Below are 12493 nucleotides of genomic sequence, written 5' to 3' on the forward strand. Positions count from 1 at the left end.
AAGCGGTTCCCACACGAAAAACAGAAACCATTACCCGCAAAAAAAATAATTAGTGGGAGTACTTCTTTATGCAAGCGACCAAGCCGACCCATGTCCGCTATTTGATATTGCTCATGCTGTTCCTGGTGACCACGATCAACTACGCCGACCGGGCCACCATCGCCATCGCGGGCTCCAGCCTGCAAAAAGACCTCGGCATCGACGCGGTCACCCTCGGTTACATCTTCTCTGCATTCGGTTGGGCCTACGTGGCCGGGCAAATTCCCGGCGGCTGGCTGCTGGACCGGTTCGGCTCGAAAAAAGTCTATGCCCTGAGCATCTTCACCTGGTCACTGTTCACCGTGCTGCAAGGCTATGTCGGTGAGTTCGGTGTCTCCACCGCCGTGGTTGCGCTGTTTATGCTGCGCTTCATGGTGGGCCTGGCCGAAGCGCCTTCGTTTCCCGGAAACGCCCGTATTGTCGCGGCGTGGTTTCCTACGGCCGAGCGCGGCACGGCTTCGGCGATCTTCAACTCGGCGCAGTACTTCGCTACGGTGTTGTTTGCACCGCTGATGGGCTGGATCGTCTACAGCTTCGGCTGGCAGCACGTGTTTATCGTGATGGGCGTGATCGGCATCCTGTTCTCGCTGATCTGGCTGAAAGTTATCCACAGCCCGCGCCAGCATCCGCTGATCAACGAAGCCGAGTTCAACCACATTGCCGCCAATGGTGCGATGGTCGATATGGACCAGGACAAGGGCAAAGGTAAAAAAACTGACGGTCCGAAGTGGGATTACATCCGCCAACTGCTGACCAACCGCATGATGCTCGGCGTGTACCTGGGCCAGTACTGCATCAATGGCATCACCTACTTCTTCCTGACCTGGTTCCCGGTGTACCTGGTGCAGGACCGTGGCATGACCATTCTCAAGGCCGGTTTCATTGCCTCGTTGCCGGCGATCTGCGGGTTTATCGGCGGTGTGCTCGGCGGGGTGATTTCCGATTACCTGCTGCGCAAGGGCCATTCGCTGACCTTCGCCCGCAAGGCGCCGATCATCGGTGGCCTGCTGATCTCCAGCAGCATCGTGGCCTGCAACTACGTGGATATCGAATGGATGGTGGTGGGCTTCATGGCCCTGGCCTTCTTCGGTAAAGGCGTTGGCGCACTGGGCTGGGCGGTGGTGTCCGACACTTCGCCGAAACAAATCGCCGGCCTCAGTGGCGGCTTGTTCAACACCTTCGGTAACCTCGCGTCGATCACTACGCCGATCGTCATCGGCTACATCATCAGCACCACCGGCTCGTTCAAATGGGCCTTGGTGTTCGTCGGCGCCAACGCGCTGGTGGCGGTGTTCAGCTACCTAGTCATCGTGGGTCCGATCAAGCGCGTGGTGCTCAAAGAGCCGCCAGCCAAGGGCCCTGAACTGACCCAACTTACCGAAGCGCACTCCTGAGGGGCGATGTAATGCAGTTGATTGAACATGCCGACTCGCCGCGCTCCATTCGTTTGCACGAGCGCGACAACGTAGTGATCGTGGTCAACGACCAGGGCGTTCCGGCCGGGACCGAGTTCCCGGACGGCCTGGTGACCGTGGATTTCATCCCCCAGAGCCACAAGGTGACCCTGGAAGATATCCCCGAGGGCGGTCAGATTATTCGCTACGGCCAGACCATCGGTTACGCCTTGGCGCCGATTCCGCGTGGCAGTTGGGTCCAGGAAGATCAACTGCGCATGCCCACTGCGCCACCGTTGGACAGCTTGCCGCTGTCCACCGAGGTACCGCAAACCCAGGCGCCGTTGGAGGGGTTTACCTTCGAGGGTTATCGCAATGCCGACGGCACCGTGGGCACGCGCAATATTCTTGGCATTACCACCACGGTGCAGTGCGTCACGGGGGTGTTGGACCATGCGGTCAAGCGCATCAAGGATGAGCTGCTGCCCAAGTACCCCCATGTCGATGACGTGGTGGCGCTGACCCACAGTTACGGCTGCGGTGTGGCGATTACCGCGACGGATGCCTACATTCCGATCCGCACCGTGCGCAACTTGGCGCGCAACCCGAACCTGGGCGGCGAAGCCCTGGTGATCAGCCTGGGTTGCGAGAAATTGCAGGCCGGGCAGGTGATGCACGACAACGACAGCTCGGTGGACCTGAGCGAGCCGTGGTTGTATCGGCTACAGGATTCCAGCCACGGCTTTACCGAAATGATCGAGCAGATCATGGAACTGGCCGAGACGCGCTTGAAGAAGCTCGACCAGCGCCGCCGCGAAACCGTGCCTGCCTCGGAGCTGATCCTGGGCATGCAGTGCGGCGGCAGTGATGCGTTTTCCGGCATCACCGCCAACCCGGCGCTGGGCTATGCCTCGGACTTGCTGCTGCGGGCCGGGGCGACGGTGATGTTTTCCGAAGTGACTGAAGTCCGCGATGCGATTTACCTGCTGACTTCACGCGCCGAGAGTAAGGAAGTTGCCCAAGAGCTTGTCAGGGAAATGGACTGGTACGACCGTTACCTGGCCAAGGGCGAGGCCGACCGCAGCGCCAACACCACGCCGGGCAACAAGAAGGGCGGGTTGTCGAACATTGTCGAGAAGTCCTTGGGCTCCATCGTCAAGTCCGGCAGCAGCGCGATCAACGGCGTGCTGGGCCCGGGCGAGCGTTTCAAGGGCAAGGGCCTGATCTTTTGCGCCACGCCGGCCAGTGACTTTGTGTGCGGCACCTTGCAGTTGGCGGCGGGGATGAACCTGCATGTGTTTACCACCGGGCGTGGTACGCCTTATGGGCTGGCGATGGCGCCGGTGGTCAAGGTGTCGACGCGCACGGAATTGGCGCAGCGCTGGCCGGATTTGATCGACATTGATGCCGGTCGCATTGCCACGGGGCGTGCGAGCATTGAGGAATTGGGATGGGAGTTGTTCCACTTCTATCTGGATGTGGCCAGCGGCAAGAAGCAGACCTGGGCGGAGCGGCATAAGCTGCATAACGACATTACCCTGTTCAACCCGGCGCCCATCACCTGAGACCGGTGCGAACAATGTGGGAGCTGGCTTGCCTGCGATAGCAATGTATCAGTGACAGATGTATCGACTGACACACCGCCATCGCAGGCAAGCCAGCTCCCACATTTGATTGGTGTTGTCCATGCGAGCCTGCGCTTACTGGCTTATCATTAGCCACCTAACGACGCTCACCAAGGTTCTCCCCGGCATGCTGGCAATTTTCCTCACCACCCTGTCCATCACCGCGCCGGTGTTTGCCATGCTGTTTCTCGGTGTGTTGCTCAAGCGCATCAACTGGATCAACGACAACTTTATCCACACGGCGTCGTCCCTGGTGTTCAACGTCACCATGCCGGCGCTGCTGTTTCTGGGCATCCTGCATGCCGACCTGCACTCGGCGCTCAAGCCGGGCCTTCTGATTTATTTTGCCGTCGCCACCTTGCTCAGTTTTGCCCTGGCCTGGGGCTGGGCGATCTGGCGTTGCCCGCGTGAAGACCGTGGTATCTACACCCAGGGTGCGTTTCGCGGCAACAACGGCGTGATCGGCCTGGCGCTGGCGGCCAGCATGTACGGCGATTACGGCATCTCCCTCGGCGCGATCCTCGCGGCGCTGGTGATCCTGTTCTACAACACGCTGTCGACCATTGTGCTGGCGGTGTACAGCCCGGTGATCAAGTCCGACCCGTGGAGCATCTGCAAAAGTGTGGTGGCCAACCCATTGATCATCAGCGTGATCGTGGCCACGCCGTTCGCGGTGTTCCAGATTGGCTTGCCGGGTTGGCTGGAGTCGTCGGGCCGTTACCTGGCGGACATGACCTTGCCGCTGGCGCTGATCTGCATTGGCGGGACCCTGTCGCTGGCGGCGTTGCGCAAAAGCGGCGGCATGGCCTTGAGTGCGAGCGTGATGAAGATGATCGGCCTGCCGGTGGTGGCGACGACGGGCGCTTGGCTGCTGGGTTTCAGGGGGCCGGAGTTGGGGATTCTGTTCTTGTACTTCGGCGCGCCGACGGCGGCGGCGAGTTTTGTGATGGCCAGGGCGGCGGAGGGCAATCATGAGTTGGCGGCGGCGATTATTGTGATCACCACGCTGATGGCGGCGGTGACGACGAACATCGGGATTTTTGTGCTGCAGGCGGGTAGCTGGATCTGAGTTTTGGGGTGTCTGTGAGGGCCAATCGCAGGCAAGCCAGCTCCCACATTTTGATTTGTGAACACATTCGAATGTGGGAGCAGGCTTGTCGGGTCGCCGCATCGCTGCGATAGCTATCTGACAGTCACTGCTGATCCGCGTGATACGCCTCAATCACTTCCTGCGCCGCGCGAAACGCATCAATCGCCGCCGGCACGCCCGCATACACCGCGCAATGCAGCAGCGCCTCGCGAATCTCCTCTACGCTACAGCCATTGTTCAACGCACCGCGCACGTGGCCCTTGAGTTCCTGCGGGCACTTGAGCGCGGTCAGGGCGGCGAGGGTGATCAGGCTGCGGGTTTTCAGCGGCAAACCTTCGCGATTCCATACACCGCCCCAGGCGTGTTCGTTGACGAAGTCCTGCAGCGGCTGGGTGAACTCGGTGGCATTGCCCAGGGCGCGGTCGACGAACACATCGCCCATGACCTGGCGACGCATCTCAACCCCGGACTTTTTCTGATCGGTCATTGCGATTCCCTCTTGTGTTGGCGGCGCCAGGCTCGCAGCGTGCTGAACAACAGGAAAGCCACCAGCACTGGCAGGACGTAATAGAGCATCAGGTGTTCAAGCTTGGTGGCCAGGAGCATGCCGGTGGTGAACGACATCACATGCAGCCCGTACGCCAGGTACAGCCCCAGCAGCACCAGGCCTTCGGCGCGGGTCACGCGGTAGCCGGTGTAGAACACCGGCAGGCACAACACCAGGGCGGCGAGCATCACCGGCAGGTCGAAGTCCAGGGCATTGGGCGAGACTGACAGCGGCGTCGGCGCCACCAGCGCGGTAAACCCCAGCACGCCGAGCAGGTTGAACAGGTTGCTGCCGATCACGTTGCCGACGGCGATGTCCCGCTCGCCGCGCAGGGCGGCGATCAGCGAGGTGGCCAGGCACGGCAGGGAGGTGCCGACGCCGATCAGGGTCAGGCCGATCACACGCTCCGACAAGCCCAGGTCGCTTGCCACATCCACCGCTGCGCCGAGCAGTAAATGCCCGGCCAGCACCAGTACGAGAAAGCCGCCCAGCATCAGCAACACGCTGCTCAGCCACGGAGCTCTGGCCACCGTGTCGAGGGTGCGCGGGCGGCGGGAGTGGCGGGTCTGGTAGTGCAACACGCCGAGGTACGCGAGCAGGGCCGCCAACAGCAGCAAACCGTCGGCGGGCGTGAGCGCTTCATTGGCGGCCAGGGTAAACACCAGCAGGCCCGCGATGATCATCACCGGGATATCCAGGCGCACCAATTGGCGCGAGACCCGCAGCGGAATGATCAGCGCCGACAGGCCCAGGGTCACCAGGACGTTGAAGATGCTGCTGCCGATCACGCTGCCCACGGCGATATCGGTGTTGCCGGCCAGGGTGGCTTGCAGGCTGACGGTCATCTGCGGCGCGCTGCTGCCGAAGGCGACAATGGTCAGGCCGATGATCAACGGCCGCACCTTGAGGCTGGCGGCCAGGCGCACGGCGGCACGCACCAGGATTTCTGCGCCGGTGATCAGCAACAGCAAGCCGCTGACCAGTTCCAGCAGGCTCCAGGGCGAGAGGGCGGTTAATCCGAAAATGGCCAGGGCTCCGTGTTAGTTGCTCAGGGCTTGCACGCGCACCCGCGCGGTGCCGCTGCTGAGCATACCGAGTTGCTCGGCAGCCTTGCGGGAAAGATCGATCAAGCGCCCACGGGTATGCGGGCCGCGATCGTTGATGCGCACCACCACGGATCTGTCGTTGTCGAGGTTGGTCACCTTGACCTGGGTGCCGAATGGCAATTGCCGGTGGGCGGCGGTCAGGGCGTTTTGGTTGAAAGGTTCACCGCTGGCAGTTTTTTTGCCGTGGTGCTTGGCGCCGTAATAGGAGGCGGTGCCGGTTTCGTCGTAGCCGTTGGGGTTGACGAGGCCGCTGGCGCAGCCGGTCAGCAGGGAAAAAAGAGCCAGGAGGCCGAGTAGACGCTTCATGCAAGGTATCCCCAGGATCGCTCCCACGCTCTGCGTGGGAGTGCAGCCCGTGACGCTCCGCGTCACAAAAGCGGACGCGGAGCGTCCAGTGATGCGTTCCCACGCAGAGCGTGGGAACGATCAGGTGTCAGCCTTCGAGCTTGCTTTTCAGCAGTTCGTTCACTTGTTGCGGGTTGGCCTTGCCTTTGGAGGCTTTCATCGCTTGGCCCACAAAGAAGCCGAACATCTTGCCGCGCTTGGCTTCGTCTGCCGCGCGGTATTGCTCGACCTGCTCGGCGTTGGCCGCGAGCATTTCATCCAGCACGGCCGAGATCGCGCCGCTGTCGGTGACTTGCTTGAGGCCGCGCTTGTCGATGATCTCGTCAGCGTTGCCTTCGCCCGCTGCCATGGCTTCGAACACGGTCTTGGCGATCTTGCCGGAGATGGTGTTGTCCTTGATGCGCAGCAGCATGCCGCCCAGTTGCTCGGCAGTGACCGGAGCTTCGTCGATTTCCAGGCCCTGTTTGTTCAACAGGCTGCCCAGCTCAACCATCACCCAGTTGGCCGCCAGCTTGGCGTCACCGGCAATGCTCACGACTTTTTCGAAGTAGTTGGCTTGTTCACGGCTGGAGGCCAGGACGCTGGCATCGTAGACCGACAGGCCGAACTGCTCCTGGAAGCGCTCGCGTTTCTGCTGCGGCAATTCCGGCAGGGTGGCGCGCACGTCATTGAGGAACGAGTCCTCGATAACCACCGGCAACAGGTCCGGGTCGGGGAAGTAACGGTAGTCGTTGGCTTCCTCCTTGCTGCGCATGGCACGGGTTTCGTCTTTGTTCGGGTCGTACAGGCGGGTCTGCTGGATGACCTTGCCGCCGTCTTCGATCAGCTCGATCTGGCGACGCACTTCGCTGTTGATCGCCTTCTCGATGAAGCGGAACGAGTTGACGTTCTTGATCTCGCAGCGGGTGCCGTACTCGGCCTGGCCTTTTGGACGGATCGACACGTTGCAGTCGCAACGCAGCGAGCCTTCGGCCATGTTGCCGTCGCAGATGCCCAGGTAACGCACCAGCGCGTGGATGGTCTTGACGTAGGCCACGGCCTCTTTGGCGCTGCGCATGTCCGGCTCGGAAACGATCTCCAGCAGCGGCGTACCGGCGCGGTTCAGGTCGATGCCGGTGGCCCCCGGGAATTCTTCATGCAGGCTCTTGCCGGCATCTTCTTCCAGGTGCGCGCGGGTCACGCCGACGCGCTTGATGGTGCCGTCTTCCAGAGGGATGTCGAGGTGGCCCTTGCCGACGATCGGCAATTCCATCTGGCTGATCTGGTAGCCCTTGGGCAGGTCCGGGTAGAAGTAGTTTTTGCGCGCGAACACGTTGTGCTGGCCGATCTCGGCGTCAATCGCCAGGCCGAACATCACCGCCATGCGCACCGCTTCCTGGTTCAGCACCGGCAGCACGCCGGGCATGCCCAGGTCTACCAGGCTGGCCTGGGTGTTCGGCTCGGAGCCGAACGTGGTGGCGCTACCGGAGAAAATCTTCGATTGGGTGGCGAGCTGGGTATGAATCTCCAGCCCGATCACAACTTCCCATTGCATAGTGTTCTCCTCAGAAGCCGGTAGGGGTGCGGGTGTGCCAGTCGGTGTGCAACTGGTACTGGTGCGCCACATTGAGCAGGCGGCCTTCCTGGAAATACGGGGCGAGCAATTGCACGCCGACCGGCAGGCCATCGACGAAACCGGCGGGCATGGACAAGCCCGGCAGGCCCGCGAGGTTGGCGGTGATGGTGTACAGGTCTTCGAGGTACGCAGCCACCGGGTCGCCATTCTTGGCGCCAAGCTTCCAGGCCGGGTTTGGCGTGGTTGGGCCGAGGATCACGTCGACTTCTTCAAATGCCGTCATGAAGTCGTTCTTCACCAGGCGACGGATTTTTTGCGCCTTGAGGTAGTACGCGTCGTAATAGCCGGCCGACAGGGCGTAGGCACCGACCATGATGCGGCGTTGTACTTCGGCGCCGAAGCCTTCGCCACGGGAGCGCTTGTACAGGTCGGTGAGGTCTTTCGGGTTTTCACAGCGGTAGCCGAAACGCACGCCGTCGAAACGCGACAGGTTGGACGAGGCTTCAGCCGGTGCGATCACGTAGTAGGCAGGAATTGCGTGCTGATTGTTCGGCAGGCTGATTTCCTTGATCACGGCGCCGAGCTTTTCCAGCTCCTTGACGCTGTTGTGCACCAGTTCGGCGATGCGTGGGTCGAGGCCGGCGCTGAAGTATTCCTTCGGCACGCCGATGCGCAGGCCTTTGATCGAGGTATTGAGGCTGGCGCTGTAGTCCGGCACCGGCTCATCGATGCTGGTGGAGTCCTGTTTATCGAACCCGGCCATGCCTTGTAACAAAATCGCGCAGTCTTCGGCAGTGCGCGCCAACGGGCCGCCCTGATCGAGGCTGGAAGCGTAGGCGATCATGCCCCAGCGGGAAACGCGACCGTAGGTCGGCTTCAGGCCGGTGAGGTTGGTGAATGCCGCCGGCTGGCGGATCGAACCGCCGGTGTCGGTGGCGGTGGCCGCGGGCAGGAAGCGCGCTGCAACGGCTGCAGCCGAGCCGCCGGACGAGCCGCCGGGTACGTGCTCCAGGTTCCACGGGTTTTTCACCGCGCCGTAGTAGCTCGATTCGTTGGCCGAACCCATGGCGAATTCGTCCATGTTGGTCTTGCCCAGGGTCACGGCCCCGGCGGCAGCCAGCTTGGACACCACGGTGGCGTCGTAGGGCGCCTTGAAGTTGTCGAGCATCTTCGAGCCGCAGCTGGTGCGAATGCCCTGGGTGCAGAACAAGTCCTTGTGGGCGATGGGAGCACCCAGCAACGCGCCATTTTCACCGTTGGCGCGACGCACGTCGGCGGCCTTGGCCTGGCTCAGGGCCAGTTCTTCGGTGAGGCTGATGAAGCTGTTGACCTTGGGATCGTGCTCGGCGATACGCGCCAGCAGGGTCTTGGTCAGCTCTTCGGAAGAAAACTTTTTGTCGGCGAGACCGCGGGCGATCTCGGCCAGAGTCATGTGATGCATGAAAGGCTCTTTCCCTTTAGTCGATGACTTTCGGAACCAGGTACAGGCCGTTTTCGACCGCTGGCGCGATGGACTGGTAGGCCTCGCGATTATTACTTTCGGTTACAACGTCTGCGCGCAGGCGCTGGCTGGCTTCCAGCGGGTGCGCCAGGGGCTCGATGCCGTCGGTATTCACGGCCTGCATTTGGTCAACCAGCCCGAGAATGCTGTTCAGGGCTGCGGTAATCGGTGGAAGATCGGCTTCAGCCAGGCCCAGGTGGGCGAGGTGAGCGATTTTTTCCACGTCGGAGCGGTCAAGCGCCATGGGATTCTCCAGTGGAAAACAGAACGGAGGGCGTCCGTGTGTTAGATTGTCGGAACACTACCGCATTTCTACGGTCATATGGCCGCGATTGTGGGGGTTGGTGCGTAGAAAGTCGGCCAATTTAGCACATTGGCGCCTTGCCCAAAATCCCTGTCGTTGTTAGAGTTTGCCGCACTTTTTTACCCACGCGTTGCCTAGGGTCCTTTCCCCATGTTCAAGAAACTGCGTGGCATGTTTTCCAGCGATCTTTCCATTGACCTGGGCACTGCCAACACCCTTATTTACGTGCGCGAGCGCGGTATCGTCCTGAATGAGCCATCGGTTGTGGCCATTCGGACCCATGGTAATCAGAAAAGTGTCGTTGCCGTCGGCACCGAGGCCAAGCGCATGCTCGGCCGTACACCAGGCAATATTGCTGCCATTCGTCCGATGAAAGACGGCGTGATCGCCGACTTCAGTGTCTGCGAGAAGATGCTGCAGTACTTCATCAACAAGGTTCACGAAAACAGTTTCCTGCAGCCCAGCCCTCGTGTGCTGATCTGCGTTCCGTGCAAGTCCACCCAGGTGGAGCGTCGTGCCATCCGTGAATCGGCCCTTGGCGCCGGTGCCCGTGAAGTGTTCCTGATCGAAGAGCCAATGGCTGCTGCGATCGGTGCCGGCCTGCCGGTTGAAGAAGCCCGCGGTTCGATGGTGGTGGATATCGGTGGTGGTACCACTGAAATCGCCCTGATCTCCCTGAACGGTGTGGTGTATGCCGAATCCGTACGCGTTGGCGGCGACCGTTTCGACGAAGCGATCATCACTTATGTGCGCCGTAACTACGGCAGCCTGATCGGTGAATCCACCGCAGAGCGCATCAAGCAGGAAATCGGTACCGCTTACCCGGGCGGCGAAGTGCGCGAAGTCGATGTTCGCGGTCGCAACCTGGCCGAAGGCGTTCCACGTGCCTTCACCCTGAACTCCAATGAAGTGCTGGAAGCTCTGCAAGAGTCCCTGGCCACCATCGTTCAGGCTGTGAAAAGCGCCCTGGAGCAATCGCCGCCGGAACTGGCTTCCGATATCGCCGAGCGTGGCCTGGTGCTGACCGGTGGTGGCGCCTTGCTGCGCGACCTCGACAAGCTGCTGGCCCAAGAGACTGGCCTGCCGGTGATCGTCGCCGAAGACCCGCTGACCTGCGTTGCTCGTGGCGGTGGTCGTGCACTGGAAATGATGGATAAACACACCATGGACCTGCTCTCCAGCGAATAAGCTGCGTTGAGCGGTACAGGCTTGGCCAACAGGCAGCACTTTGCAGTGCTGCCTGTTGGCGTTTATCTTCTTCAATCTGCATCCAGGCCGGTTAGAAGCCGTATGAATAAAGAAAACATTTGCCTGGGAGGAGCGGCTTATTAAACCGCTTTTTGCCAAAGGCCCCTCATTGGGCGTGCGCCTGCTGGTGCTGGTCGTGCTTTCGGTCGCGCTGATGGTGGTCGATGCCCGTTTCGCATTGCTCAAGCCCGTGCGCAGCCAGATGTCGCTGGTGTTGATGCAGACCTACTGGATCACCGACCTGCCGCAACGTCTCTACCAGGGCGTGGCCAGCCAATTTGGCAGCCGCACCGAACTGGTCGCCGAGAACGAAAAACTCAAGACTGAAAACCTGCTGTTGCAGGGGCGCATGCAAAAGCTCGCGGCCCTCACCGAGCAGAACGTTCGGCTGCGCGAGTTGCTCAACTCTTCTGCGCTGGTCAACGAGAAGGTCGAAGTCGCCGAGCTGATCGGCATGGACCCCAACCCCTTCACCCACCGCATCATCATCAATAAGGGTGAGCGCGACGGAGTAGTCCTAGGCCAGCCGGTGCTCGATGCCCGTGGCCTGATGGGCCAGGTGGTCGAGTTGATGCCCTATACCTCGCGGGTATTGTTGCTGACGGACACGACCCACAGCATCCCGGTGCAGGTCAACCGCAACGGCTTGCGTGCGATTGCCAGTGGTACCGGCAACCCGGAGCGCCTTGAGTTGCGCCATGTGGCTGACACCGCAGATATCAAGGAAGGCGACCTGTTGGTCAGCTCCGGCCTGGGTCAGCGGTTCCCGGCGGGTTATCCAGTGGCGACGGTCAAGGAAGTGATCCACGATTCCGGCCAGCCGTTTGCCATCGTCCGCGCTGTGCCGACTGCCGCCCTGAACCGCAGCCGTTACCTGCTGCTGGTGTTCAGCGACAACCGCACGCCGGAAGAGCGCGCCAATGAGGCCGCCCAGGCCCAGGAAGCGGAAGACAAGCAGAACGGCACCACGCCGATCGTGCCTGCGACCGTGCCCAAGCCTGCCGCTGCTACGCCCGCAGCACCTGCGGCTGTTCCCACGCCTGTTGCGACGCCCGTCAAGCCGGCTGCGCATCCGGTCAAACCGGCGGCCACCAAGCCACCGGCTTCAGCGCCTGCCACAGCAACACCGGCGACTAAGCCGCCTGCTGCTGCCCCGGCTGCCCGCCCAGCGGCAACGGCGCCGGCAACCACGCGGCAGAGGGAGGAATAATGGCCGGTACTCATTCGCGCAATGGCTGGATCGTCTGGCTGACCTTCGCGGTCGGCTTGCTGCTCAGCGTTTCACCCTTACCGCAATTCATGGAAATCCTGCGCCCGCTGTGGCTGGCATTGCTGCTGGCCTTCTGGGCGCTGAACCTGCCGCATAAAATCGGCATGGTCACCGCGCTGTTCCTGGGCTTGGCGGAAGATGTGCTGTATGGCACCTTGCTGGGCCAGAACGCGTTGATCCTCACGCTGATCACGTTCCTGGTGCTGTCGTTGCAGCAGCGTTTGCGTATGTTCCCGATGTGGCAGCAGTGCCTGGTGATCCTGGTGATCTTCGGCCTGGCGCAGCTTGTTCAACTGTGGCTCAGTGCCTTGACTGGCAATCGCCAGCCAACCCTGGCGCTGGTGTTGCCGGCGCTGGTGAGTGCGCTGCTGTGGCCATGGATCAGTTTTGGCCTGCGTGGGTTACGTCGTCGCTATAAAATCAATTGAATGGATTGCGAGGCTCTGCCTGGTTATCGAACCCCACAGGG

Annotated in this window: 12 protein-coding genes; 6 read left to right on the forward strand and 6 right to left on the reverse strand. The window is 61.5% G+C overall.

The annotated features are described in order from the left end of the window. Positions 1–68 precede the first annotated feature (68 nt). From ACU688_RS06775 to ACU688_RS06785, 3 genes are all read left to right on the forward strand, one after another. On the forward strand, positions 69–1433 hold the full coding sequence (locus ACU688_RS06775) for an MFS transporter (RefSeq protein ID WP_448184149.1): 1365 nt from the start codon (positions 69–71) through the stop codon (positions 1431–1433). Positions 1434–1444: 11 nt separating this feature from the next. Next, positions 1445–2998: a galactarate dehydratase gene (garD, locus tag ACU688_RS06780; protein WP_017738781.1), complete on the forward strand. Its 1554-nt coding sequence runs from the start codon at positions 1445–1447 to the stop codon at positions 2996–2998. A gap of 187 nt (positions 2999–3185) precedes the next feature. Then, positions 3186–4127 carry an AEC family transporter gene (locus tag ACU688_RS06785; protein WP_448184150.1) on the forward strand — a complete coding sequence of 314 codons (942 nt, stop codon included), beginning with the start codon at positions 3186–3188 and terminating at the stop codon, positions 4125–4127. Between the two features lie 124 nt (positions 4128–4251). Here the strand turns inward: ACU688_RS06785 and ACU688_RS06790 are convergent, their stop codons facing one another. The 6 genes from ACU688_RS06790 to gatC all read right to left on the reverse strand — a co-directional run bounded on the left by ACU688_RS06790 (position 4252) and on the right by gatC (position 9446). Next, positions 4252–4635, reverse strand: a complete 384-nt coding sequence (locus ACU688_RS06790; RefSeq protein ID WP_448184151.1) for a carboxymuconolactone decarboxylase family protein — start codon at positions 4633–4635, stop codon at positions 4252–4254. Next, the gene (locus ACU688_RS06795) at positions 4632–5678 is read right to left on the reverse strand and encodes a calcium/sodium antiporter (protein ID WP_448184845.1); all 1047 of its coding nucleotides are present in this window, start codon (positions 5676–5678) and stop codon (positions 4632–4634) included. The genes ACU688_RS06790 and ACU688_RS06795 overlap by 4 nt, the downstream gene beginning before the upstream one ends. 57 nt (positions 5679–5735) lie before the next feature. Then, on the reverse strand, positions 5736–6107 hold the full coding sequence (locus ACU688_RS06800) for a septal ring lytic transglycosylase RlpA family protein (protein ID WP_448184152.1): 372 nt from the start codon (positions 6105–6107) through the stop codon (positions 5736–5738). Between the two features lie 127 nt (positions 6108–6234). Continuing rightward, positions 6235–7680: an Asp-tRNA(Asn)/Glu-tRNA(Gln) amidotransferase subunit GatB gene (gene gatB / locus ACU688_RS06805; protein ID WP_017738776.1), complete on the reverse strand. Its 1446-nt coding sequence runs from the start codon at positions 7678–7680 to the stop codon at positions 6235–6237. A gap of 10 nt (positions 7681–7690) precedes the next feature. Continuing rightward, positions 7691–9142 (reverse strand): Asp-tRNA(Asn)/Glu-tRNA(Gln) amidotransferase subunit GatA, encoded by a 1452-nt coding sequence (gene gatA / locus ACU688_RS06810; RefSeq protein ID WP_448184153.1) that lies wholly within the window; start codon positions 9140–9142, stop codon positions 7691–7693. 16 nt (positions 9143–9158) lie between these two features. Next, positions 9159–9446 (reverse strand): Asp-tRNA(Asn)/Glu-tRNA(Gln) amidotransferase subunit GatC, encoded by a 288-nt coding sequence (gatC, locus tag ACU688_RS06815; RefSeq protein WP_017738774.1) that lies wholly within the window; start codon positions 9444–9446, stop codon positions 9159–9161. A gap of 210 nt (positions 9447–9656) precedes the next feature. Between gatC and mreB the strand changes: the two genes are divergently transcribed. The 3 genes from mreB (at position 9657) to mreD (ending at position 12452) form a co-directional block, all read left to right on the forward strand. After that, positions 9657–10694, forward strand: coding sequence for a rod shape-determining protein MreB (gene mreB, locus ACU688_RS06820; RefSeq protein WP_002555108.1), 1038 nt, complete (start codon positions 9657–9659; stop codon positions 10692–10694). Positions 10695–10833: 139 nt separating this feature from the next. Then, on the forward strand, positions 10834–11964 hold the full coding sequence (mreC, locus tag ACU688_RS06825) for a rod shape-determining protein MreC (RefSeq protein WP_448184846.1): 1131 nt from the start codon (positions 10834–10836) through the stop codon (positions 11962–11964). Then, positions 11964–12452, forward strand: coding sequence for a rod shape-determining protein MreD (mreD, locus tag ACU688_RS06830; RefSeq protein WP_017738772.1), 489 nt, complete (start codon positions 11964–11966; stop codon positions 12450–12452). The genes mreC and mreD overlap by 1 nt, the downstream gene beginning before the upstream one ends. Positions 12453–12493 lie beyond the last annotated feature (41 nt).

This window comes from Pseudomonas acericola (SeqCode) (genome assembly GCF_053456465.1).